The 23,995-nt window shown below is 72.3% G+C and carries 22 protein-coding genes; 5 read left to right on the top strand and 17 right to left on the bottom strand.

Annotated elements, in window-relative coordinates; genetic code table 11:
• Positions 1–20 precede the first annotated feature (20 nt).
• A complete protein-coding gene (locus ACFRU2_RS20795) occupies positions 21–1,109 on the bottom strand; it encodes a prephenate dehydrogenase (RefSeq protein ID WP_382974092.1) in 1,089 nt (362 codons plus the stop codon).
• A 206-nt stretch (positions 1,110–1,315) separates the two neighbouring features.
• Positions 1,316–1,762 (bottom strand): YidB family protein, encoded by a 447-nt coding sequence (locus ACFRU2_RS20790; protein ID WP_382974090.1) that lies wholly within the window; start codon positions 1,760–1,762, stop codon positions 1,316–1,318.
• A 136-nt stretch (positions 1,763–1,898) separates the two neighbouring features.
• On the opposite strand from ACFRU2_RS20790, the gene ACFRU2_RS20785 reads away from it, so the two are divergent.
• The 3 genes from ACFRU2_RS20785 to ACFRU2_RS20775 all read left to right on the top strand — a co-directional run bounded on the left by ACFRU2_RS20785 (position 1,899) and on the right by ACFRU2_RS20775 (position 3,542).
• A complete protein-coding gene (locus tag ACFRU2_RS20785; RefSeq protein WP_382974088.1) occupies positions 1,899–2,240 on the top strand; it encodes a DUF952 domain-containing protein in 342 nt (113 codons plus the stop codon).
• Positions 2,241–2,323: 83 nt separating this feature from the next.
• Positions 2,324–2,794: a Rieske (2Fe-2S) protein gene (locus ACFRU2_RS20780; RefSeq protein WP_382974086.1), complete on the top strand. Its 471-nt coding sequence runs from the start codon at positions 2,324–2,326 to the stop codon at positions 2,792–2,794.
• 28 nt (positions 2,795–2,822) lie between these two features.
• A complete protein-coding gene (locus ACFRU2_RS20775) occupies positions 2,823–3,542 on the top strand; it encodes a DNA polymerase beta superfamily protein (protein WP_382974084.1) in 720 nt (239 codons plus the stop codon).
• On the opposite strand, the gene ACFRU2_RS20770 is transcribed toward ACFRU2_RS20775, so the two are convergent.
• The 14 genes from ACFRU2_RS20770 to ACFRU2_RS20705 form a co-directional block, all read right to left on the bottom strand.
• A complete protein-coding gene (locus tag ACFRU2_RS20770; RefSeq protein WP_382974083.1) occupies positions 3,539–3,706 on the bottom strand; it encodes a hypothetical protein in 168 nt (55 codons plus the stop codon). The two genes, ACFRU2_RS20775 and ACFRU2_RS20770, sit on opposite strands and share 4 nt — an antisense overlap.
• Positions 3,703–4,731, bottom strand: coding sequence for an ADP-ribosylglycohydrolase family protein (locus ACFRU2_RS20765; RefSeq protein WP_382974616.1), 1,029 nt, complete (start codon positions 4,729–4,731; stop codon positions 3,703–3,705). Before ACFRU2_RS20765 ends, ACFRU2_RS20770 begins: the two co-directional genes overlap by 4 nt.
• A 23-nt stretch (positions 4,732–4,754) precedes the next feature.
• Entirely contained in the window at positions 4,755–5,549 is a 795-nt protein-coding gene (locus ACFRU2_RS20760; RefSeq protein ID WP_382974081.1) for an NUDIX domain-containing protein, read from the bottom strand.
• Entirely contained in the window at positions 5,546–6,688 is a 1,143-nt protein-coding gene (locus tag ACFRU2_RS20755) for an AAA family ATPase (RefSeq protein ID WP_382974079.1), read from the bottom strand. Before ACFRU2_RS20755 ends, ACFRU2_RS20760 begins: the two co-directional genes overlap by 4 nt.
• Entirely contained in the window at positions 6,685–7,284 is a 600-nt protein-coding gene (gene pnuC, locus ACFRU2_RS20750; RefSeq protein ID WP_382974078.1) for a nicotinamide riboside transporter PnuC, read from the bottom strand. Before pnuC ends, ACFRU2_RS20755 begins: the two co-directional genes overlap by 4 nt.
• A 133-nt stretch (positions 7,285–7,417) precedes the next feature.
• Complete coding sequence (locus ACFRU2_RS20745) at positions 7,418–8,917, bottom strand: pseudouridine synthase (RefSeq protein ID WP_382974076.1); 1,500 nt, start codon at positions 8,915–8,917, stop codon at positions 7,418–7,420.
• Positions 8,917–9,549, bottom strand: a complete 633-nt coding sequence (gene scpB / locus ACFRU2_RS20740) for an SMC-Scp complex subunit ScpB (protein WP_382974074.1) — start codon at positions 9,547–9,549, stop codon at positions 8,917–8,919. Before scpB ends, ACFRU2_RS20745 begins: the two co-directional genes overlap by 1 nt.
• On the bottom strand, positions 9,546–10,559 hold the full coding sequence (locus tag ACFRU2_RS20735; RefSeq protein ID WP_382974073.1) for a segregation and condensation protein A: 1,014 nt from the start codon (positions 10,557–10,559) through the stop codon (positions 9,546–9,548). The genes scpB and ACFRU2_RS20735 overlap by 4 nt, the downstream gene beginning before the upstream one ends.
• Positions 10,560–10,809: 250 nt before the next feature.
• The gene (locus ACFRU2_RS20730; RefSeq protein WP_382974071.1) at positions 10,810–11,301 is read right to left on the bottom strand and encodes a hypothetical protein; all 492 of its coding nucleotides are present in this window, start codon (positions 11,299–11,301) and stop codon (positions 10,810–10,812) included.
• Positions 11,286–12,323, bottom strand: a complete 1,038-nt coding sequence (locus ACFRU2_RS20725; protein ID WP_266958946.1) for a ParA family protein — start codon at positions 12,321–12,323, stop codon at positions 11,286–11,288. The genes ACFRU2_RS20730 and ACFRU2_RS20725 overlap by 16 nt, the downstream gene beginning before the upstream one ends.
• Before the next feature lie 449 nt (positions 12,324–12,772).
• Complete coding sequence (gene ald / locus ACFRU2_RS20720; RefSeq protein ID WP_266876781.1) at positions 12,773–13,888, bottom strand: alanine dehydrogenase; 1,116 nt, start codon at positions 13,886–13,888, stop codon at positions 12,773–12,775.
• Between the two features lie 152 nt (positions 13,889–14,040).
• A complete protein-coding gene (locus ACFRU2_RS20715) occupies positions 14,041–16,041 on the bottom strand; it encodes an AAA family ATPase (RefSeq protein WP_382974068.1) in 2,001 nt (666 codons plus the stop codon).
• Positions 16,042–16,197: 156 nt separating this feature from the next.
• Complete coding sequence (locus ACFRU2_RS20710) at positions 16,198–16,830, bottom strand: NUDIX domain-containing protein (RefSeq protein ID WP_382974614.1); 633 nt, start codon at positions 16,828–16,830, stop codon at positions 16,198–16,200.
• Positions 16,831–16,918: 88 nt separating this feature from the next.
• A complete protein-coding gene (locus tag ACFRU2_RS20705; protein WP_382974067.1) occupies positions 16,919–18,571 on the bottom strand; it encodes a CTP synthase in 1,653 nt (550 codons plus the stop codon).
• 471 nt (positions 18,572–19,042) lie between these two features.
• On the opposite strand from ACFRU2_RS20705, the gene ACFRU2_RS20700 reads away from it, so the two are divergent.
• Entirely contained in the window at positions 19,043–20,848 is a 1,806-nt protein-coding gene (locus tag ACFRU2_RS20700; protein ID WP_382974065.1) for a glycoside hydrolase family 15 protein, read from the top strand.
• A gap of 69 nt (positions 20,849–20,917) precedes the next feature.
• Entirely contained in the window at positions 20,918–22,300 is a 1,383-nt protein-coding gene (locus ACFRU2_RS20695) for an FAD-binding protein (RefSeq protein WP_382974064.1), read from the top strand.
• A gap of 42 nt (positions 22,301–22,342) precedes the next feature.
• On the opposite strand, the gene ACFRU2_RS20690 is transcribed toward ACFRU2_RS20695, so the two are convergent.
• Positions 22,343–23,980: a flavin monoamine oxidase family protein gene (locus ACFRU2_RS20690; RefSeq protein WP_382974062.1), complete on the bottom strand. Its 1,638-nt coding sequence runs from the start codon at positions 23,978–23,980 to the stop codon at positions 22,343–22,345.
• Positions 23,981–23,995 lie beyond the last annotated feature (15 nt).

Genomic DNA, 23,995 nt, shown 5'->3' with positions numbered 1-23,995 from the left:
GGCCCTACGGCCCTGCGGCCCTACGGCTGGCGCAGCGCCCAGCCGCGTTCGCGCAGCTCGGCCTGGAGGCCGGCCACGGCCCGGGGTTCGACCATCAGCTGGACCAGACCCGCCTGCTGGCCCGTCGCGTGCTCGATCCGCACGTCCTCGATGTTGACCCCGGCCCGGCCGGCGTCGGCGAAGATCCGCGCGAGCTCGCCCGGCTGGTCGGAGATGAGGACGGCCACCGTCTCGTAGACCGCGGGCGCGGCACCGTGCTTGCCCGGGACCCGGACCCGTCCCGCGTTGCCGCGGCGCAGGACGTCCTCGATGCCCGCGGCCCCGTCCCGGCGCTTGTCCTCGTCGGCCGACTGCAGGCCCCGCAGGGCTTCCACGGTCTCCTCCAGGTCGGCGGCGATCCCGGCGAGCACGTCCGCCACCGGTCCCGGGTTGGCCGAGAGGATCTCCACCCACATCCGCGGGTCGGAGGCGGCGATCCGGGTCACGTCGCGGATGCCCTGCCCGCACAGCCGCACCGCGGTCTCGTCGGCCACCTCCAGCCGGGCCGCGACCATGCTGGAGACGAGCTGCGGGGTGTGGGAGACCAGCGCGACGGCCCGGTCGTGGGCGTCCGCGTCCATGACGACCGGGACGGCCCGGCACAGCGCCACCAGCTCCAGTGCCAGGTTCAGCACCTCGTGGTCGGTCTCCCGGGTCGGCGTGAGCACCCAGGGCCGGCCCTCGAAGAGGTCGGCGGAGGCCGCGAGCGGTCCGGACTGCTCCTTGCCCGCCATGGGGTGGGTGCCGATGTACGCCTTCGCGTCCACGCCCAGGGCTTCCAGCTCCCGGCGCGGTCCGCCCTTGACGCTGGCCACGTCCACGTAGGCGCGGGCCAGGTCCCGTCCTATGGCGTCGGCGAGGGCGGCGGCCACGTGCGCGGGCGGTACGGCGATGACCGCGAGGTCGGCCTTGCCCTGGTAGGGCTCCTCCGTGCCGGCGCCCAGCGCGGCGGCCGTACGGGCCTGCCCCTGGTCGCGGTCGTACAGGTGGACGGCGATGCCGCGGGCGGCCAGGGCGAGCGCCGCGGAGGTGCCGATCAGCCCGGTTCCGATGACGACGGCGGTTCTCACGGGGTGCTCTCCAGGTGTACAGGGGGGCGGGACGGCGGTACCTGCCACAGGGTAACCAGCAGGAATGGCACGAGGGCCCGGCGGCCCGTCCGCTGGGACGGGCCACCGGGCCCTCGGGATCCGTCCCCGGGAAGGACGGGGGCCGCGCGGCGTTGCTCGGGGTCGCGCGGTGGCGTTCGGGGTCGGTCAGAGGCGCTCGGGGTCGGTCAGAGACCCTGCTGCTTGATGATGTCCTCCAGCGAGCCGCTCGGGACCGAGCCCCCGGGGGTCAGCTGGTCCACGGCCTGCGGGAGCGCCTGTGCGATCTGGTCGGCGGCGGCCTCGGGGGTGACGCCCGCCTGCTCGGCGACCTTGGCCAGGGTGTCGTCCGGCAGGGCCTTGGCGATCTCCGCGCCGCTGACGGGCTGGTTCTCGCCGGTACCGACCCAGGACTGGGCCTGGTCGGTCAGACCCGACTTGGTCAGCATGTCCAGCAGCCCGCCGAGCGGGTTGTTCCCCGCGCCTCCGGCCGCCTGGGCGCCGCCGGCGCCGCCTCCGCCCATGAGGGCGCCGAGGAGGGAGCCGAGGATGTTGCCGCCGCCACTGCCGCCCTGTCCACCGCTGCCGCCGCCGAGCAGGGAGCCGAGGAGGGAGCCGAGGTCGTTGCCCGCCATGGTGATGCCTTTCGAAGAGGGACCGGGCGCGCGGAAATCGGCGCACCCGGCTTCGAGATACGGACAATGTCACCCAACTCGGGCGCGTCTGCCACTTGGCGCAGCGCCGTGCACCGACTGCGGTAGAACGATCGGCATGATCTTCCACCTCGTACCGCTCTCCGACTGGACCGCCGATCCCGCGCGCCCGTACGCCCCGCCCTCCCTCGACTCGGAGGGTTTCGTGCACTGTTCGGCGGATCCGGAGACGGTGCTCGCGATCGCCACCACGCACTACGCGGACGTACCGGGGACCCTGCTCGCCGTGGAGCTCGACGAGCGCGCCCTCACGTCCGAGGTCCGCCGGGAGGGTGAAACCGGCCTGCGCTACCCGCACGTCCACGGACCGCTGAACCGGGAGGCCGTGGTGCGCGTGTGGGAGGTGGTACGCGCCCCCGGCAGGCCGGCGGAACTGGTTCCCCGACCCCCGGAGGGCTGAGTCAAGGCGTGGCGGGGTGTTGCTGGAGCCCTTCACACGCCAGGATGCCTCTCGCCATCCCGGCGATCACCCGAGGAGAAGTCATGAGCGACCCCACCCCCGCCGCCCGGCGCACGGTACTGGCAGCCGGCGCGAGCGTCCTGGCAGGCGGCGTGCTGACCGCGTGCGGCGGAGCCGACGAGACGAAGCCGTCGTCCGAGGGCGGCAGCGCGCCCACGGCGCAGACCTCCGCGTCCGCCGCGTCCTCGGCTCCGGCCGCGGACGCCAAGGCCCTGATCAAGTCCTCGGAGGTGCCGGTCGGCGGCGGCACGGTCCTCAAGGACCAGAAGCTGGTCGTCACCCAGCCGACCGCGGGCTCCTTCCGCTGCTTCACCGCGGTCTGCACCCACCAGGGCTGCCTCGTGAACAAGGTCGCGGACGGCACCATCGACTGCCCCTGCCACGGCAGCAAGTTCAAGGTCGCGGACGGCGCGGTGGCCAAGGGCCCGGCCACCAAGCCGCTGGAGGAGAAGAAGATCACCGTCTCCCCGGCGGGGGAAATCTCGCTCGCCTAGCCGCGGGCCCCGGCACTAGCCTCGCCGGATGAACGAGGCCCACGCGAACGAACCGACCCCCGAACCGCTCGAACTCACCCTGGTCAGGGACCACACGGTCTACTCGTGCGTGATCGGTTCGAGGGCGTTCGGTCTGGCGACGGAGGCGAGCGACACCGACCGGCGCGGTGTCTACCTCGCCCCGACGCCGCTGTTCTGGCGCTTCGAGAAGCCGCCGACGCACGTGGACGGGCCCCGGGACGAGGAGTTCTCGTGGGAGCTGGAGCGCTTCTGCGAACTCGCGCTGCGCGCCAACCCGAACATCCTGGAGGTCCTCCACTCCCCTCTCGTGGAGGACCTCACCCCGGTCGGCGAGGAACTCCTCTCGCTCCGCGGTGCGTTCCTCTCCCGCCGGGCCCACACCACCTTCAGCCGGTACGCCGTCTCCCAGCGCGGCAAACTCCTCGGCGACCTCCGCAACCACGGCGCCCCGCGCTGGAAGCACGCCATGCACCTCCTGCGCCTGCTCCTGTCCTGCCGCGACCTGCTGCGCACGGGCCGCCTGGTGATCGACGCCACCCCCTACCGCGACCGCCTCCTCGCGGTCCGCCGCGGCGAGCTCACCTGGGAGGAGGTCGACGCCTGGATGACCCTCCTGACCGAGGAAACCGAAGCCGCACTCACGACGACCCCCCTCCCCGAAACCCCGGACCTCCCCCGCGTCGAGGACTTCCTCCTCCGCACCCGCCGGGCATCGGCGCTGGCCTAGGACACCCGCCGCCGCACGACGAACGCGTCGAGGGCGTCGAAGGCGGCCGCATGCTCCGGCAACGGAGAGGCGTCCTGGGCTGCCGCCAGCACCCCGTGCAGCGCCTCGACGTCTCCGCGACGACGGCGGTGAGGTCGATCTCCATCGCGTCCAGCACGGTTCACGCGTCCCAGAGGGTGCCGAAGGACAGGAGTTCGGTGCGGTACTCGATGCGGCCCTCCCAGTCGCGGGGCCAGGCGTCCGCGCCGAGGTGGGCGCCGGCGAAGGCGCCGGCCAGGCAGGCGATGGAGTCGGAGTCGCCCGCCGTGCAGGCCGCGCGGCGCAGGGCCAGGAGCGGTTCCTCCGGGAAGAGCAGGAAGCACTGGAGGGCGGTGGCCAGGGCCTCCTCGGCGATCCAGCCGTCGCCGGTCGTGAGGCAGGGGTCGGTTTCCGGGGACGGGGTGCGCAGGGCCGCCGCGAGGCGGTCCAGGACCTCCAGGCACTCGTCCCAGCCGCGCGCCATGAAGGACTCGGCCGAGGCGTCGGAGGCCGTCCGCGTCCAGAGGTCGCCGAGCCAGCGCTCGTGGTAGCGGGTGCGGTTCTCCAGGGCGTACGAGCGCAGTTGCCCGACCAGTCCGGTCACCTCGGTGCCCTGCGCCAGCAGGAACACCGCCCGCGCCGTGAGGTCGGAGGCGGCCAGTGCCGTCGGGTGGCCGTGGGTCAGGGCCGACTGGAGCTGGGCCGCGCCGGCCCGCTCCTCCTCCGTCCAGCCGGGCACCAGCCCGACCGGAGCCACCCGCATGTTCGCTCCGCAGCCCTTGGAGCCGAGCTGGCTGGCGTCGCGCCAGTCCCGCTCGGGGTGGTTGAGGAGGCTGCAGGCCTTCAGGCAGGTGCGGCCCGGGGCCCGGTTGTTCTCCGGGGAGTGGTACCAGTCCACGAACTCCTCCCGGACCGGGCGGGCGAGCCGCAGCGGGCCCACCCGGCCCCGCTCCGCGGCGGTCCGTATGCCGCGGGCGAGGGCCAGCGTCATCTGGGTGTCGTCCGTGACGATCGCCGGCCGGGGCAGGTCCATCTGCCGCCACGGGCCGGTCTTCGCCAGGATCCGGGGCACGTCGTTGAACTCCGTCGGGAAGCCGAGGGCGTCTCCCAGGGCCAGTCCGATCAGGGAGCCCGTGGCGGCCCGCTTCGTGTGCGTCGGCTTCGTCGTCATCGTCGGATTCGTCGGCGTCGTGGTCATCGCATCTGTCCTTCCGAGGGGCGCAGCAGGGGCGGGTGCAGGGTGGTCGCGGGTCCGGGCCGGTAGAGCGCGGCCGGTTTGCCGCGGCCGCCGGTGAGCCGGGCGGCTCCGGGCACGGCCTCGACGAAGCCGGGTGTGGCCAGGACCTTGCGGCGGAAGTTGGGGCGGTCCAGGGCGGTGTCCCAGACGGTCTCGTAGACGGCCTGGAGCTCGCCGAGGGTGAACTCGGGCGGGCAGAAGGCGGTGGCGAGGCAGCTGTACTCCAGCTTCGAGCCCACGCGGGAACGGGCGTCCGCGAGGATCTCCGCGTGGTCGAAGGCGAGCCCGAAGGCCGGTGCACAGGCCTCGCCCACCGGCACCCAGCGGGCGCGGTCGGCGTCCCCGCCGCCGCCGGCCACCGGTTCCGGCAGATCGGGGACGAGCGCGGTGAAGGCCACCGAGACCACCCGCATGCGGGGGTCCCGGTCCGGTTCGCTGTAGGTGCGCAGCTGGTCCAGGTGCAGGGCGTCGACCACATCCATCGACAGGCCGGTCTCCTCGGCCAGTTCGCGCCGGGCCGCCGTCTCCGCGGACTCCCGCGGCAGCAGGAAGCCGCCGGGGAGCGCCCAGGCGCCCGCGTACGGTTCCTGCGCGCGCCGGATCAGCAGGACGTGCAGGGTCCCGCCGCGCACAGTGAAGACGGCGAGGTCGACGGTCACCGCGAAGGGCGGAAAGGCCTGCGGGTCGTACCCGTGCCCGGGTACGTGTACGGGTCCGGTGCCGCTGCCGCCGCCGGGTCCGGTGTCATTCATCGGCTCCGCTCCCCCGCCCGCTGCCCGGTCCGCCCGGCCGTCTGCCCGGGCACCTGTCCGGCCACCCGCTCCGGCAGCGGATCCGCGAACTGCCAGCCCTCCGCCAGGAGTCCGTCGACCGCGGCCACCGCCGCCGCCAGCCGCGTCCCGCGGTCCCCGCGGACCACCAGGAAGCGCCTGCCCGTCCGCTCCAGTTCCTCCAGGAACCGCCCGGTCATCCACGGCCTCAGCTCCTCCCCGTCACGCAGCCCGTCGTCCTCGAAGGGCACGTCCCCGTGGTCGGTGAGCAGGTACAGGTCCCGCCGCGTCGCGGCGGCGATCCGCTCGACCTCCGCACTGCGCGCGCCCGTGTACCGCTCGTGCCAGATGCCGGTGGCGAAGGAGTCGGTGTCGCAGAAGAGCACCGGGGATCCCAGCCGGGCCGCCCGCTCCTCCTCCGCGTCCTGCCGCCGCGCGATCACCGGGAACTCCGCCGGGGCGAAGCTCACGTGGGCCCAGGTCGCCGCCGGGTCCGCGGCGCGCGCCGCCGCGAGCCGCTCCTCGCTGTACTGCCGGCCGTACTCCGCCACCCAGCCCGTCTTCGCCCACACTCCGCCGCGCCCGCGCCAGTGCTCGGCCAGGGCCCGCGACAGCGTGGTCGTGCCGGTGGATTCGGCGCCGAGCACGACGATCCGCCGGGTCAGCGCCGCCCGTACGGCGGGTCCCAGGAACTCCCAGTTCCCGACGGGGTCGGCCCGTACGGCCGTGCCGGACACCGGGAACAGGGTGCGGCCGGGGTCCACGCAGATCTCCTCGGCGCCGAACCGCCGCGCGAGCTCGGTCCCGTAGGCCTCGGAGGTGAAGACGGCGTCGACCGGGCGGCGCACCGCGCGCCGGAAGATCGCCATGTGCGCCTCCCAGACGGCCGGGTCGTGGAGGTCGACCGGGATGTCGTCGACCGCGCCGACCACCTCGGCCCCCGGGTGCGCCTCGCGCATCCAGGCGACCCGGTCGGCGAGCGGTACGGACTCCACCGAAGCCGCGCAGACCAGTACGGTCAGCCGCTCGCACTGGTCCTGCGCGGTGCGCACCAGGTGGTGGTGGCCGGCGTGCGGCGGATAGAACTTCCCGAGGACCAGGCCGTGGCCGTGGCGCTTCATGCCGTCACCGCCGGGGCGAGGCGGGCCGGGAGCGCCCGGCGCCAGCCGGTCAGTCCGGCGCCGCAGAGGGCGAGGAAGCCGACGTAGAGCAGGGAGGTCAGGTACAGCCCCTTGTACGCGTACAGCGGGATGTACACGAGGTCCGCCGCGATCCACAGCCACCAGGACTCGAGGAGCTTGCGGCACTGCCCGTACGTGGCCGCGAGCGAGAGCCCGGTCGTGAGCGCATCCCAGAACGGGACGGTGGAGTCGGTGACCCGGCTCAGCAGGAGGGTCAGGGCGAGCACCCCCACCGCTCCCGCCGCGGCCAGCGCGGTCCACTCGGCCGCCGTGGTGCGGCGCACCGGCAGGGCCGTGGTGGTGCCCGGGCCACCCCCGTGGGTCCAGGACCACCAGCCGTACGCGGCCAGGGCGATGAAGACGATCTGCAGCCCGGCGTCTGCGTAGAGGCCGGCCTGGGCGAAGAGCACGATGAAGAAGACGTTGTTGGCGATGCCGATCGGCCAGTTGGCGATGTGCTGCCGGGCGACCAGCCAGACGCACACGGCCCCCGTGACGAACCCGAGGATCTCGGTCCAGCTCGTCTGCCATCCCATGACGCCCCCTCCCTTTATGGTCAAGTTGACTATAAACAGGGTTGGGGGCCGGGCACAACCAGAAAACCCGCGATGCCGAAGGGCACCGCGGGTTTTCTGGAGGCCTTCAGGAGGCCGGGGTACTGACGGGGTCCTACAGACCGACCTCGCGCATGAGCATGCCGACCTCGGTGTTGGTCAGGCGGCGCAGCCAGCCGGACTTCTGGTCGCCGAGCTCGATCGGGCCGAAGGAGGTCCGCACGAGCTTCTCGACCGGGAAGCCGGCCTCGGCCAGCATGCGGCGGACGATGTGCTTGCGGCCCTCGTGGAGGGTCACCTCGACCAGGTAGTTCTTGCCGAGCTGGTCGACGACGCGGAAGTGGTCGGCGCGGGCGTAGCCGTCCTCCAGCTCGATGCCGTCCTTGAGGCGCTTGCCGATGTCGCGCGGCAGCGGACCGGTGATCGCGGCGACGTAGGTCTTCTTCACGCCGTACTTCGGGTGCGTGAGGCGGTGGGCCAGCTCACCGTGATTGGTGAGCAGGATGATGCCCTCGGTCTCGGTGTCGAGCCGGCCGACGTGGAAGAGACGCGTCTCGCGGTTGGTGACGTAGTCGCCGAGGCACTGGCGGCCGTCCGGGTCCTCCATGGTGGAGACGACGCCGGCCGGCTTGTTCAGCGCGAAGAACAGGTACGACTGGGTGGCGACGGTCAGGCCGTCCACCTTGATCTCGTCCGTGGGCTTCACGCGCTTGCCCTGCTCCAGGACGATCTCGCCGTTGACCTCGACGCGCGCCTGCTCGATGAGCTCCTCGCACGAACGGCGCGAACCCATGCCGGCCCGGGCGAGCACCTTCTGCAGACGCTCACCCTCCTCCTCGGCACCCGGGAAGGTCTTCGGGGTCTTGATCACGGGCTTGTCGGCGTACCGGTCGCGCACGCGCTCCTCGATCCGCGCCTCCAGCTCGCGCGGCTTGGCACGGCCGCTGCGGGAGCCGGGGCCGATGCGCGGGCCGCCGGCGCCGCCGATCCCGGGAGTGCGGGAGACCTTCGGGCCGCCCTTGGCGCCACCGCGGGCCGCAGCGCCACGGGCGCCGCCACCACGGTTGCCGTCGGCCGCGCCACGGGCACCGCCGCCGCCCGCCTTGGCACCGCCACGGCCGTTGCGCTCACCCTCGGGGCCCACGTCGTAGCGACGCTCCTCGGGGCGGGGGTTGCGGATGCGGGGGGCCTGCTCGCGGTCGCGGTCGGAGCCGCCGCCCTGGTAGCCGCCGGAGGAGCCGCCACCCTGGTAGCCGCCGCCCGAGCTGCCGCCGCGGGAGCCGCCGCCCTGGTAGCCGCCACCGGAGCTGCCGCCGCGGGAGCCGCCGCCGGAGCTGCCGCCACCCTGGTAGCCACCGCCGGAGGAGCCGCCGCGGGAGCCGCCGCCGGAGCTGCCGCCACCCTGGTAGCCACCGCCGGAGGAGCCGCCGCGGGAGCCACCGCCCTGGTAGCCACCGCCCGAGCTGCCGCCGCGGGAGCCGCCGCCCGAGCCGCTGCCGCCACCGCGGTAGCCACCGCCGCTGGAGGAGCCGCCGCGGGGGGAGCCACCGCGCCCGCCACCACCGCCGCCGCTGTTCCTGTTGCCGCCACCGTTGCCGTTGCCGCTGCTTCGCATCAAAGTTCCGTCGTCTTGTCGTCTTCATCGGTATCCGGAGAGTCCGGATCGAACGACGGAACACCCTCTTGCGTCTCGGCTTCGATCGCGTCCGCCTCGGGGAGGAAGGGCGCGAGCTCCGGGAGCTCGTCCAGGCCACGCAGGCCCATCCGCTCCAGAAAGTAGTTCGTCGTCCTGTACAGGATCGCACCTGTTTCGGGTTCCGTCCCCGCCTCCTCCACCAGACCCCGCTGGAGGAGGGTGCGCATGACCCCGTCGCAGTTGACTCCGCGGACCGCCGAGACCCGCGACCGGCTGACCGGCTGGCGGTACGCGACGACGGCCATGGTCTCCAGCGCCGCCTGGGTGAGACGGGCCTGCTGGCCGTCCAGGACGAAGGCCTCCACCGCCGGCGCGCAGTCCGCCCGGCTGTAGAACCGCCAGCCCCCGGCGACGAGCCGCAATTCGAATCCGCGGCCCTGGGCCTCGTACTCGTCCGCCAGCTCGCGCAGCGCCACCGCGACCTCGCGGGGGGTCCGCTCCAGCACCTTGGCCAGGTGCGCCTCGGTCGCCGGCTCGTCCACGACCATGAGGACGGCCTCCAGGGCCGGCTTCAGTGCCAGTGCGGCCACGGGGGTCGTCACGTCGTTCATTCCTTGACCTCCACGATCCGATCGAACTCGTCCGTCACCGTCGGCATGCCGTCCCCGTCCCCGCCGCTCCAGCGCACCGTGAGCGTCTTGAGGGCCTCCCCCTGGTCCAGGACGACCGCCTTCTCCCGGTAGAGCTCCAGGAGGGCCAGGAAGCGCGCCACGACGGTCAGGGTGTCCGCGGCGTCCTCGGTGAGCTCCTGGAAGGTGGCCTCGCCCCTGGCCTTGAGCAGCGCCACGACCAGCCCGGCCTGCTCCCGGACGCTCACGAGGGGCGCGTGGATGTGGTCCACGTACACCTGCGGCTTCGCCCGGGGCTGCATGGCCTTGACCGCGAGCCGCGCCAGCCCCTCGCCGCCGATGCCGATGACCACCTCGGGGAGCAGCTCGGCGAGGTGGGGCTCCAGCCCGACGGTGCGGGGGTAGCGCTTGCCCTCGGTCTCGGCCCGGTCCTGGAAGATCTCGGCGATCCGCTTGTACGCCCGGTACTGCAGCAGCCGCGCGAACAGCAGGTCCCGGGCCTCCAGCAGCGCGAGGTCCGCCTCGTCCTCGACCTCGGCGACGGGCAGCAGCCGGGCCGCCTTCAGGTCGAGCAGGGTGGCGGCGACGACGAGGAACTCGGTCGTCTGGTCGAGGTCCCAGTCGGGCCCCATGGCACGGATGTGCGCCATGAACTCGTTGGTGACCTCGGACAGCGCGACCTCGGTGACGTCGAGCTTGTGCCGGGAGATCAACTGCAGCAGCAGGTCGAAGGGCCCCTCGAAGTTCCCGAGGTGCACCGTGAACCGGCCGTCCCCGACGGGGTCCGGCCCGGCCGCGGGCTCGGCCGCTACGGCAGGAGCCGCTACGGGAGCCGCTACGGGCTCCCCGGCCTCCCCGGGCCCCTCGGGGCCGCCGGGGGCCTCCGGGGCCGCCCCGGCCCCGGCCGGAGCCCCTGGGGCCGCTACGGGAGCACCCGGGCCGCGGCCCAGCGAGCGGCGGGGCGGCAGGCCGGGTTCGGCGGGAGGGGGCATCGCGGTCCAGGGTGGTGCGGAACGAACGGCTGACGAACAGGGGCCGGAGCCCGAGCCCCTAAGCCTCCCACGCACGACCGCGCCGGAGCACCGGGGACTCCGGGCGGCGCTTGAGTCTTTTCAGCCGTCCGGCGTTTGAGGACCGGGGTCTGGGGCGGAGCCCCAGGGGGGTCCGGGCGCAGCCCGGGGAACGGAGGAAGGGCGGGTAGGGGACTTCGCCCCGCAGGCCCGCCCGCGCCGCCGCAGGGGCTCAGCGCCCCCGCAGCCGACGCACCAGGATGCTCGCGTCACCGCGGGACTCCAGGTCCGCCAGGACCACCGCGACGGCCTCCCGCACGATCCGGCCCCGGTCGACCGCCAGGCCGTGCTCCCCGCGCAGCACCAGCCGCGCGTGTTCCAGGTCCATGAGCTCCTCCGCGGAGACGTAGACCGTGATCTTCTCGTCGTGCCGCTCGCGCCCGCTGGGCCGCCGGTTCGCACCGCGGCCCGGCCCCTTGCCCCGACCGGGGGTGGGGGCGGGGACGGCGTTACCGGAACCTTCCTGCGAACGCCGCTGCGGGCCGACGCCCGGCTGCGTGCCGGCCTCAGCCTCCCGGCTGCGGCCCTCTCCCGCCGTGCCCTCCGCGGCCGCCGCCGCGTGCTCCACGCCCCGCGCCGAGTTCGGCGAGGAGGAGGTCAGCGCCATCCCCCCGGTCGTACGGAACAGTTCGTCGGCTCCGGGCAGACTCACTCGGCGGGACACCGGGCGAGCACCTCCCTGGCCAGCTGGCGGTAGGCGGCGGCGCCGACGGAGTTGGAGGCGTACGTGGTGATCGGCTCGCCGGCGACCGTGGTCTCCGGGAACCGCACCGTGCGGCCGATGACCGTGTGGTAGACGTGGTCGTCGAAGGCCTCGACGACGCGCGCCAGCACCTCACGGCTGTGCACCGTACGGGAGTCGTACATCGTGGCGAGGATGCCGTCGAGCTCCAGCTCCGGGTTGAGCCGCTCCTGCACCTTCTCGATGGTCTCGGTCAACAGCGCCACACCGCGCAGCGCGAAGAACTCGCACTCCAGCGGCACGATGACCTTGTGAGCCGCCGTCAGGGCGTTCACGGTCAGCAGACCGAGCGAGGGCTGACAGTCGATCACGATGTAGTCGTAGTCGGGCAGCAGGGGCTTCAGGGCCCGCTGCAGCGTCGACTCGCGTGCGACCTCGCTGACCAACTGCACTTCGGCGGCGGACAGGTCGATGTTGCTCGGCAGCAGGTCCATGTTGGGGACCGCCGTCTTCAGCAGCACCTCGTCGGCCGACATGCCCCGCTCCATGAGCAGGTTGTAGACCGTCAGGTCGAGTTCCATCGGGTTGACCCCGAGGCCGACCGACAGCGCGCCCTGCGGGTCGAAGTCGACGAGCAGCACCCGGCGCCCGTACTCCGCGAGCGCCGCACCCAGGTTGATGGTCGACGTGGTCTTGCCCACGCCGCCCTTCTGGTTGCACATCGCGATGATCGTCGCCGGACCGTGGTCGGTCAGCGGACCCGGGATCGGGAAGTACGGCAGCGGCCGTCCGGTCGGGCCGATCCGCTCACGGCGCTGGCGGGCAGCGTCGGGGGCGAGAGTGGCCGCGTACTCGGGATCGGGCTCGTACTCCGCGTCGGGGTCGTAGAAATGCCCCTCGGGCACCTGTTCGTAGTCGGCGAAACCCACGGGCTTGTCGCCGCTCAGGTCGCCGGCCCTGGAGTTCACGTCTAGGCCGTCCATGCTCTTTTGGGGCGTCGTCATGTGCTGGTGGTTTGCGAAGGTGCGGACCGCTACGGATCCCACGGCTTCGATTCCGGCAGGACCCTGACCCCGCGCAGGCCCTCCTGCTCGACCACCTCCAGGAGCAAATGTCGACTCATTCACAAGTCGTCTTACCTCCTCGGACGTGACCAGGACACTTATCGATAGGTCAGCGTGGCACCATGCCGACGGTTGGCGACTCTATGGCGTGTCACCACTCAGCGGCAACACAATCCGCCGGACCCGCCGCGATGTGTCGGCAACCGAACACCACTCTGTCAAGGGCGTACGAGCTGTCGCCGGGAAGTTTCGCGGGTGTGCGAAAGGGTTAAAGGGTTACGTTCGAGGCGAGTTGAGCGGCCTCGTGGACGACCCCGGGAACGCCTCCGGCCGGACCTCGCGAGCAAGGTCCGGCCGGATACGTGAGATTGACGTCAGTCGTTGACGACTCAGCCGAGCAGGGTGCTCAGCTCGAGGGTCTCGAGACCGTGGGCCTCGGCGACCTCGCGGTAAACGACCTGGCCGTCATGGGTGTTGAGGCCCAGCGCGAGCGCCGGGTCACGACGCAGCGCCTCGACCCAGCCGAGGTTCGCGAGCTGCACGATGTAGGGCAGCGTGGCGTTGGTCAGGGCGTAGGTGGAGGTGTTCGGCACCGCGCCCGGCATGTTGGCGACGCAGTAGAAGACCGAGTTGTGGACCTGGAAGGTCGGCTCGGCGTGGGTGGTCGCGCGGGAGTCCTCGAAGCAGCCGCCCTGGTCGATCGCAATGTCGACAAGGACACTTCCGGGCTTCATCTTGGCGACGAGCTCGTTGGTGACCAGCTTCGGGGCCTTCGCACCCGGGATCAGCACCGCGCCGATGACGAGGTCGGCCTCGATGACGGCCTTCTCCAGCTCGAAGGCGTTGGAGACGATCGTCTTGATCTTCGTGCCGAAGATCTTGTCGGCCTCGCGGAGCTTGTTGATGTCGCGGTCCAGCAGGGTCACGTGGAAGCCCATGCCGACGGCGATCTGCACGGCGTTCCAGCCGGAGACGCCGCCGCCGATGACCACGCACTCGCCGGCGTGGGTGCCGGGGACGCCGCCGGGGAGCACGCCGCGGCCGCCGACCGAACGCATCAGGTGGTAGGCACCGACCTGCGGGGCCAGGCGGCCCGCGACCTCGGACATCGGGGCGAGCAGCGGGAGGGCGCGGTTCGCCGTCTCGACCGTCTCGTACGCGATGGCGGTGGTGCCGGACTCGAGCAGGGCGTCCGTGCACTCGCGGGAGGCCGCGAGGTGCAGGTAGGTGAAGAGGGTCTGGTCCTTGCGGAGGCGGTGGTACTCCTCGGCGATGGGCTCCTTGACCTTCAGCAGCAGGTCAGCGGTGGCCCAGACCTCGTCGGCGGTGCCGAGGATCTCGGCACCGGCGGAGACGTACTCCGCGTCCGTGATCGAGGAGCCCACACCGGCGTTCTGCTCGACGAAGACCTGGTGGCCGTTGCGGACCAGCTCATGCACGCCGGCGGGCGTGATGGCGACCCGGAACTCGTTGTTCTTGACCTCGCGGGGGATGCCGACCTTCATCGTGGCTCACGGTCCTTGGCTCAGGGGATGTTTCGGGCTACTTCAATACAAACCCGTCCACAAGAACGCGCAACGGGATGCACCAGAGGATGACCTGGTGAAGCCAGTCTAATGAAGGATGAGCGGCTGTCTAGCCTTGCAAACCAATAATCTCAGTCGGAAACGCTGCGGATTTCGCAGGCTGCGGGGTCGTCTCCCAGCAATCTGTCGGCCGCGGACCTGTGCAGCCTGGCAGCCGCGGGATCGCCGAGCCGGTCCAGCGTGTCCGCCAGCCGCACCTGGAGCGCGGCCTGAAGTCGCAGGTCCCCGGCCTTCCGCGCGAGCTCCACCGCCTCCCGGCAGGTGTGCAGCGATTCCTCGGGCCGCCCCGCGTACTCCTGGATCCGCGCCATCTCGCTCAACGCCTTTGCCTGGCCAGGGACATCGGCCAGTTTCCGGTAGCCGGCCGAGGCCGCCCGCCAGCTCCGCAGCGCCTCCCCGTACCGGCCCGCGTAGGTGTGCACGTTCCCCAGCCGCCCGTAGAGCCGCGCCTCGTCCGCGCGCTCCCCCCGCGCGAGGGCGTGGGACAGGGCCCGGCCGAACCAGTCGGAGGCCCGGTGCCAGTCGCCCAGCTCCTGGTGCGCGCCGCCTACGGATTCCATCGCGCGGCCCGACGCGTACGGGTCGTTCGCCGCCTTTCCCGCGTCCAGAGCGGCCCGGTACCGGTCCAGCGCCTCCCGGGTCCGGCCGGTCTCGGCGTCCAGATCGGCCAGGTTCAGCAGCGCGGCGGCCTGTTCCCGGTGCAGATCGCGCCGCTCGGCCACGTCCAGCACGAGCTGGTGCAGCCCGTACAGCTCGGGCGCGGCCCCGGCGGTGCCGCGGTGCTCGGACAGGGCCCGCGCGAGGGCCGCCACGAACCTGCGCGCCAGGGTGTCCAGCTCCCCGTCGGCCACGGCCAGCGAGGCGGCGGCCAGCAGTGCGGGCAGCCGCGTGTTCAGCCAGGTCTCCGCCGCCCGCCGGTCGGCGAAGCGCAGCGCGCGCGGCACCCCGTCGAGCTTCTCCGGCACCCCGACCGCCCCGCCGGGTCCGCCGGGTCCGTACAGGCCCTCTTCGTCCGGCTCGGCCATGGCCCGGCAGGAGAGCAGCAGCCGTACGGTGCGCTCCAGCATCCGGGCCCGTGCGAGCTGGACCTCGGCAGGCCGCTCCTTGGCCTCCAGCAGGGCCTGGAGCAGCGGCGCGAGGCAGCCGGGCAGCAGGTACAGCCCGTCGTGGGCGGGCCTGAGCAGGCCCAGCGCGGCGAAGTCCTCCAGGGTCGACTGCGCGGCGGCCACGGAGCAGCCGGCCAGTGCGGAGGCGACGTGGGAGTCGACGAGGCCGGCGGGAGCAAGCGGAAGCAGCCGCAGGGTCCGCTGGGCGGGCTGCGGGAGGGATTCGTAGACGAGCCTGAAGGTCTTGGCGAGCGGGCCGCCGACCCCGGCGGGCATGTCGTGCAGCTGCTTGCCCACGTCCGCCACGGAGGCTTTGGGGCGTGCGGCGAGCCAGCCGCCCGCGAGGGCGAGCGCGGCGGGCTGGCCGCCGCACTCCTCGGCGAGGGCTTCGGCCGCGCGCGGGTCGTTGGCTGCGCGGATGTCGCCGATGCGCTGGACCAGCATGCGGACGGCCGAGGGGGTGTCCAGGCCGCCGAGGGTGCAGGGGCGGACATCCGGAATCCCGGTCAGGGGGCCCTCCGAGGTGACGACGACCAGGCACTCGGGGGTGTCCGGCAGCAGGGCGTCGACCTGGTGCGGATCGGAGGCGTCGTCGACGAGCAGGACCATGCGGCGGTCGGCCAGGGCCGTGCGCAGGGCGGAGCTGAGATCGTCCTCGCCGGCGCCGGGCGGGGTGGGCTGTCCCAGTCCCTCCAGGAGGGTGCGGACGGCACGCTCGGTGGCGATGCCCTCGCCCGTGGGGGCGGTGAGCCGGACCTTCAGCACCCCGTCGGGATAGTCGTCGGCGATCTCGCGCACCAGCGCTTCGGCGAGGGCGGTCCGGCCGGAGCCGGGGCGCCCCGCGACGAGGAGCACCCGGGCGCGCGGGGCCTTGGCCTTGCGGCCGGAGAGGGTGTCGAGCCCGGTTCGCGCGATGTCCTCGCGGAGCTCCTTGAGCTCACGCCGCCGCCCGACGAAATCCGTCACGGATCCGCTCCTCTCGCTGCCTTCGGATTGCGAGCGTAGTTCACGCAGAGCGACGGACAGGGTGGAGCGCGGCGGACAAATCGCCCGATCGGATCAGCGGATGGGCAGTTTTTCTGACGCGCCGCGCGTGCGGCGCGTCAGAACGTCACTCCGCGGCTACGCCTCGTACGGACGGGCCTGCCACGGGGCGTCCGCCGGCCGGAGGGAGGTCAGGGGCGGGTCGGCGGCCAGGGCCGCCGAGAGGGCCAGGGCTCCCGTGACGAGCCCGGGGTTGCCCAGCTCGCCCGCCAGGACGCCCCGTACCAGCTCGGGCAGCGGCACCCACGTCACCTCCATGTCCGCCTCCTCCGAGCCGGACTCCGCGTAGCGTTCGCCGTCCGCCTCCGAGACGCCGCGCGCGAGGAAGATGCGGGTGGCCTCGTCCGAGCCGCCGGGGGACGCGTAGAAGTCGGCCAGCACCCGCCAGTCCTCGGCCTTGACGTGCGCCTCCTCCGCGAGTTCGCGCTGCGCCCCGTGCAGCGGGTTCTCCCCCACCACGTCCAGGAGCCCCGCCGGGAGCTCCCACAGCCGCCGCCGCACCGGGTGGCGGTACTGGCTCAGCACCAGCACCCGTCCCGCGTCGTCCAGGGCGAGCACGCACACCGACCCGGGGTGCACCTGGTAGTCGCGGCGGGCCACGGACCCGTCCGGCATCCGCACCTCGTCGGAAGCCACCGCCGTCTTCGCGCCCTGGAACGGCCGCTGGGTCGACACCGTCTCCCAGGATTCCGACGTGTCCTTGATCTCCATGCCCGACATACCCCGAAGCCCTCCACAACGCGCGACAGCCGGGGTACGGATCTCCGTACCCCGGCTGTCTACGGTATGTGCCGTACGACTACTTCGCGGCCTGCTGCCGTTCCACGGCCGCCTTGACCAGACCCGCGAACAGCGGGTGCGGGCGCGTCGGGCGCGAGCGCAGCTCCGGGTGGGCCTGGGTGGCCACCAGGTAGGGGTGGACCTCGCGCGGGTACTCGACGTACTCGACGAGCTTGTTGTCCGGGGAGGTGCCGGAGAAGACCAGACCGGCCTTCTTCTCCAGCTCGCCGCGGTAGGAGTTGTTGACCTCGTAGCGGTGGCGGTGGCGCTCGTCCACGTACGCCTGGTCGCCGTAGACCTCGCGCACGATGGAGCCCTCGGCGAGCTTCGCCGGGTACATGCCCAGGCGCATGGTGCCGCCCAGGTCGCCCGCGCCCTCGACGAAGGCCAGCTGCTCCTCCATCGTGGAGATCACCGGGTTCGCGGTGGAGGCGTCGAACTCGGTGGAGTTCGCGTCCTCGATGCCCGCCAGGTTGCGCGCGGCCTCGATGACCACGCACTGCAGGCCCAGGCACAGGCCGAGCAGCGGGATCTTGTTCTCGCGGGCGTAGGTGATCGCACCGACCTTGCCGTTGACACCGCGGTCGCCGAAACCGCCGGGGACGCAGATCGCGTCCACGTCGGACAGCTGCGCCGCGGCGCCCGCCTGGGTCTTGCAGTCGTCGGAGGTGACCCACTTGATCTGCACGCGGGCCTTGTTGGCGAAGCCGCCGGCGCGCAGCGCCTCGGTCACCGACAGGTAGGCGTCGGGCAGGTCGATGTACTTGCCGACGAGCGCGATCTTGACCTCGTGGTCGGGGTTGTGGACCCGGTCGAGCAGGTCCTCCCAGACGGTCCAGTTGACGTCGCGGAAGGGCAGGTCGAGCTTGCGCACGACGTACGCGTCCAGGCCCTCGGTGTGCAGCACCTTGGGGATGTCGTAGATCGACTTGGCGTCGATCGCGGCGACCACGGCCTCCTCGTCGACGTCGCACATCAGCGAGATCTTGCGCTTGATCGAGGTCGGGACCTCGCGGTCGGCGCGCAGCACGATCGCGTCGGGCTGGATGCCGATGTTGCGCAGCGCCGCGACGGAGTGCTGGGTCGGCTTGGTCTTCAGCTCGCCGGAGGGGCCGATGTAGGGCAGCAGCGAGATGTGCACGACGAAGACGTTGTCGCGGCCGACCTCGTGGCGGACCTGGCGGACGGTCTCCAGGAACGGCAGCGACTCGATGTCGCCGACGGTGCCGCCGACCTCGGTGATGACGACGTCGACGTCGTCGGTCGCCATGCGCCGGATGCGGTGCTTGATCTCGTTGGTGATGTGCGGGATGACCTGCACGGTGTCACCGAGGTACTCGCCGCGCCGCTCCTTGGCGATGACCTGCGAGTAGACCTGGCCGGTGGTGACGTTGGCCGAGCCGTCGAGGTCGACGTCGAGGAAGCGCTCGTAGTGACCGATGTCCAGGTCGGTCTCGGCGCCGTCGTTGGTGACGAACACCTCGCCGTGCTGGAACGGGTTCATCGTGCCGGGGTCGACGTTGAGGTACGGGTCGAGCTTCTGCATCGTGACCCGAAGACCGCGCGCCTTCAGCAGCGCACCCAGGCTGGAGGCCGTCAGGCCCTTGCCGAGGGAGGAAGCGACACCCCCGGTGACGAAGATGTGCTTGGTCGTCATGGATTTGGGCGGCATCGCCAAGAGGGGGCTCCCGTGGTCGCGAGGTGAGGTGCGTCCGGCGCCGGCCACCATCGAACCGGAAGGTCTCAGGGGGCGCCGAAGCTGCGGTTTCGGGGCTCCTGATTCGCACAGGCAGACCACCGGTCCACGGGATACCAGCCTATCAGCGCCCGGGCCGGTCCGCCTCCGGCCACGCGGCGGGGGCGTCCTCGGGGGCCTGCGCGCGGTCCGTCACGGCGGTATCGCCGCCGCTCACCCGTTCGGCCGAACCTCATTGTCCCCGGGCTGACGGGGATCACTAGGGTGCCGTCTTGTCCTGCTCGGATCTCGATCACATCCCCGCCGAGCGGCCCCGCGAACGGCGTAACCCGTCCGGTTCCGGAATCATGGGCTGGACGCGGCCATCCACATCACCGGAGAATCCGCGGCATCGCGCAATGCAAGCGCCCTTCGGGGCGGACGTGGCTGTTCGACTGGAGATGCAACGTGTCCGGGCGCATCGAGGATTACGCACTGATCGGCGACATGCAGACCGCGGCATTGGTCTGCCGGGACGGGGCGGTGGACTGGCTGTGCCTGCCACGCTTCGATTCCCATGCCGTCTTCGCGAGCATTCTCGGCACCGAGGAACACGGGTTCTGGCGGATCGGCCCGGCGTTCCCGGCCGGCGCCGAGGCCCCGCGTGCCACCCGGCGCCGCTACCGCGGTGATTCGCTGGTCCTGGAATCCGAGTGGGACACCCCGCGCGGCACGGTCCGCGTGATCGACTTCATGCCGCCCCGCGAGGACCACGCACCGCAGATCATCCGCATCGTGGAGGGCATCAGCGGGCGCGTGCCCATGCGCTCGGCCCTGCGCATGCGCTTCAGCTACGGCCGGGTGGTGCCCTGGGTGCACCGGGTCGACGACCGCACCGTGGCCGTGGCGGGCCCCGACTCGGTCTGGCTGGACACCGAGGCGCAGACGTACGGCAAGGACCTGACCACGTACTCCGACTTCACCGTCGGGCCGGGCGACCGGAAGGCCTTCTGCATCAGCTGGCAGCCCTCCCACAAGGAGCCGCCGCAGCCGCCGGAGGCCGAGGAGGCCCTGGAGGCCACCACCGAGTTCTGGCGGGACTGGGTCGAGCAGTGCACGTACCACGGCCCCTACCGGGAGGCGGTGATCCGCTCGCTGATCACCCTCAAGGCGCTCACGTACGCCCCCACGGGCGGGATCGTCGCCGCGCCCACCACCTCCCTCCCGGAGGAGATCGGCGGGGTCCGCAACTGGGACTACCGCTACACCTGGCTGCGCGACGCCGCCATCACCCTGTCCTCGCTGCTGCGCACCGGCTACCGCGAGGAGGCCCGCGCCTGGCGCGAGTGGCTGCTGCGGGCGGTGGCCGGCGACCCGGAGAACCTGCAGATCATGTACGGGATCGCGGGCGAGCGGGAGCTCGGCGAGACCGAGCTCGACTGGCTGCCGGGGTACGAGAACTCCCGGCCGGTCCGGGTCGGCAACGGCGCCGCGGGCCAGCTCCAGCTCGACGTGTACGGCGAGGTCACCGAGGCCCTGCACCTGGGCCACATGACCGGCCTGGCGCGCAACGACTACGCCTCGCTGCTCCAGCTGAAGCTGATCCGCTACCTGGAGACCCACTGGGACCAGCCCGACGAGGGCATCTGGGAGGTGCGCGGCCCGCGCCGGCACTTCGTGCACTCGAAGGTGATGGCGTGGGTGGCCGTGGACCGCACGATCAAGCTGATCGAGAGCGGGGACGCGGACGGGCCGCTGGAGCGGTGGCGCGAGTTGCGCGACGAGATCCACCAGGACGTCTGCGAGAAGGGCTACGACAAGGAACGCAACACCTTCACGCAGTCCTACGGGTCCAAGGAGCTGGACGCTTCCCTCCTGCTGATCCCGCAGATGGGCTTCCTGCCGCCGGACGACAAGCGGGTGATCGGCACGATCGAGGCGATCCAGCGCGAGCTGTCGACCCCCGACGGCTTCATCCTGCGCTACCCGACGTCGGGCGAGGAGGCGGGCGTGGACGGTCTGCAGGGCGACGAGGGGGCCTTCCTGGCCTGCTCGTTCTGGATGGCGGACGACCTGGCGATGATCGGCCGGGTCGACGAGGCCCGGCGCCTCTTCGAGAAGCTGCTCGCGCTCCGCAACGACCTGGGCCTGCTGGCGGAGGAATGGGATCCGAAGCTCCAGCGCCAGGTGGGCAACTTCCCGCAGGCCTTCAGCCACGTCCCCCTGATCGACACGGCCCTGCGGCTGACGGCGAGCGGGGCGTACGGGGGCTGACTAACCTGGAGGTGTCGTAGGGCTTTCCGCACCTTCCGCACCTTCCGCATCTCCCGGAAGGGGGTAGCCATGGCTCCCCTCTCGAAGGCGGGCACGGCACTTGCCGAGCTCCGCGAGGACCTGTCCGGCGCCGTGCTGGTTCCGGAGGATCCGGGGTACGACGAGGCCCGCGCCCTCTACAACGGGATGATCGACCGCCGGCCGGCCGTCATCGCGCAGTGCGAGAGTCCGGTGGACGTGGCGACCGCCGTGCGCTTCGCGCGGCGGCTCGACCTGCCGATCGCGGTGCGCGGCGGCGGCCACAGCGTGGCCGGGATGTCCCTGAACGACGGCGGTCTGGTCGTGGACCTGCGCCGGATGCAGGGGGTGACGGTCCACCCCGGGGCCTCGGCCGTCCGCGTCGAGGGCGGGGCCACGATGAGCCATCTGGACCGGGCCTGCGAGCGGTACGGGCTGGCGACCACCGGCGGCCGCGTCTCCACCACCGGGGTCGGCGGCTTCGTGCTGGGCGGCGGCACCGGGTGGCTGGACCGGAAGTTCGGCCTGGCGGTGGACAACCTGCTCGCCGTGGACCTGGTCACGGCCGACGGGGAGATGCTGACGGCGACCGAGGAGGACCACCCCGAGCTGTTCTGGGGGCTGCACGGCGGCGGCGGGAACTTCGGCGTCGCCACCTCGCTGACCCTGCGGCTGCACGAGCTGCCGGCCATGTCCGTCGCGTTCCTGCTGTACCTGCCCGAGCACGGGCCCGAGGTGGTCCGTACGTACCGGGACGTCATGGAGGACGGGCCGCGCGAGGCCGGCGGCGGCGCCATCTACATGACCGGACCGCCCGAGGAGTTCGTCCCGCCGCACCTGGTCGGCCTGCTGCTGGCGGGCGCGCTGGTCACGTACGCGGGGCCCGTGGAGGAGCTGCGCCGCCTCATCGCGCCGCTGCTGGCCGTTCCGCACGAGGCGGAGATGGTGATGGACATCCCCTACGCGGACCTCCAGTGCATGCTCGACGATCCGCCGGGCCTGCGGAACTACTGGTCGGCGGAGTACCTGACCGGTGTGCCCGACGCGTTCGTGGACGTGTTCTGCGCCCGCGCGGACTCCATGCCGGTGCCGAGCGGCACCCAGCACGTGGTGTGGCCCCAGGGCGGCGCGATCGCCGAGGGCCCGGCCGACTATCCGGTGCCGTTCCGCGACGCGCCCTGGGCGGTGCACCCGTTCGGTGCCTGGGAGGACCCGGCCGACGACGACCGGGTCCGTCAGTGGGTCAAGGACGTCCGCGCCGACGTCCGGCCGTGGAGCACCGGCGCGGTCTACCTCAACTTCACCGGGGACGAGGGCGGAGACCGGGTGGTCGCCGGCCTCGGACCCGAGAACATGCGGCGGCTGGGCCGGCTGAAGCGGGAGTACGACCCGGACAACGTCTTCCGCTTCAACCACAACATCGAGCCGTCCTAGGACCGGTCACGGGACCGGTCACGGGACCGGTCACGGGACCGGTCACGTGAGGGCGGTGATCACCTCCTTCGCCGCCCGCTCCCCCTCGGTCGCCCCGCCTTCCATGAACCCCTGGAAGTCGTAGCTGCAGTGCTCTCCGCCGATGTGGATCCGGCCCTGCGCGGTGCCCTCGTACTTGGCGTACTGGTGCAGGTAGCCGGTCGGCCAGTACGAGTACGCGCCGAGCGCGTACGGATTGCGGTGCCAGGCCGACAGCTGCGCCTTGCCGGTCCAGGCCGCCTTGGTGCCGGGGAAGAAGGCGTCGATCCCGGTGAGCATCCGGCCCGCGAGGGCGCGTACGTAGGGGTCGGAGTCGGTGGCGAAGGGGGTCGCCGGGGTGAGCGAGCCGGCCAGGGTGCCGCCGCCGTACTGGAGCAGGATGCCGCCGTTGCCCGGCTGGACCTTGGTGGTGTCCCAGGTCTGCTGGACCTCGCCGTCGGTGAAGCAGTCGCCGGCGGAGACCCCCGGCCAGGGCCCGGTGCCGCGCCAGGGGCGGCTGGTGAACTGCATGTTGAGCTTGGTGCAGTAGCCCATGCGGGCGTCGCGCAGGAGGTTCTTCATCCGCGGGTCGAAGCCGGCGCCGGTGATGTCGATCCGCTGGAGGATCGGCAGCGGCAGGCACAGGATGGTGTGGTCGGCGACGACCGTCCGGGTGGCGCCGGCGTCGTTGAAGGTCAGGGTCTGGGTGCCGTCGGCGGAGACGCGCACGGCGACCAGCTCGCGGCCCATGACGGTCGAACCGGCGGGCAGGGCCTGGGCGATGGCGTTCGGCAGCTGGTCGTTGCCGCCGGTGATGTGGTAGCGCTCGTTGGACAGGCCCCAGACGTTGAAGTTGCCCGGGTTGGGCTGGTAGCCCATCAGCAGGACCAGCGCGAGGGCGGACTGCTGCTGGGTGTCGGCCCCGTACTCGACGTTGTACGCCACGTCGATGAAGCGGCCGAGCTGCGAACCGTGTCCGCCGGGGATCCGGGTCTCGATCCACTGGTACAGGGTCATGTTGTCGAGGGCGGTGCCCGCGGGGGTCGAGGAGTTCCAGGAGACCTCGCCGGCCTCCTGGAGATCGCGGCGCAGAGCCTGGTAGACGGCGTTGAAGTCCTCGTCGGCCTGATCGCGCGGGTAGTAGGTCCCGTTGAACCAGAGGACCTCCTCCGCCCCGTTGGGGCCGCCGCCGAGGAAGTCCTCGGTCTGGAGGTTGAAGCGGCGGCACAGCTCCAGGATCTTCTTGTGGCTGGTGTCGATCAGCTCGCCGCCGATCTCGGAGGTCTGCCCGTAGGCCCACAGGGAGCGCTGGGTCCACATCCGGCCGCCCACGCGGCTCGGGTTGGCCTCGTAGAGGGTGAAGGGAACGCCCGCGTCCTTGAGGGTCAGGGCTGCGGTCAGCCCCGAGATGCCGGCGCCCACGATGGCGACGCGGGCGGGGGCGACGGGCTTCTTGTCGGCGGCGGTCTCCACCGCGTGGGCGCCCGCCGGGGCGACCGCGGCGGAGGCCAGGGCGGTGCCGAGGCCGAGGGCGGCGGCGCGGCCGAGGAGCTGACGGCGGGTGGAGCCGCGCACTTCGGCGACGGGCAGGCCGAGCCGTCGGGCGGCCGCGTGCTCGGCGGCGAGCCGGCGGAGCGCGTGCATCAGTGGCGTACGGGCCATGGCGGTGGCTCCTTC

The sequence above is a fragment of the Streptomyces sp. NPDC056883 genome (genome assembly GCF_042788835.1).
GTDB lineage: Bacteria > Actinomycetota > Actinomycetes > Streptomycetales > Streptomycetaceae > Streptomyces > Streptomyces stoeckheimensis.
Note: the sequence above shows the minus strand (reverse complement) of the source record. Positions and strands in the feature narration are given on the sequence as shown.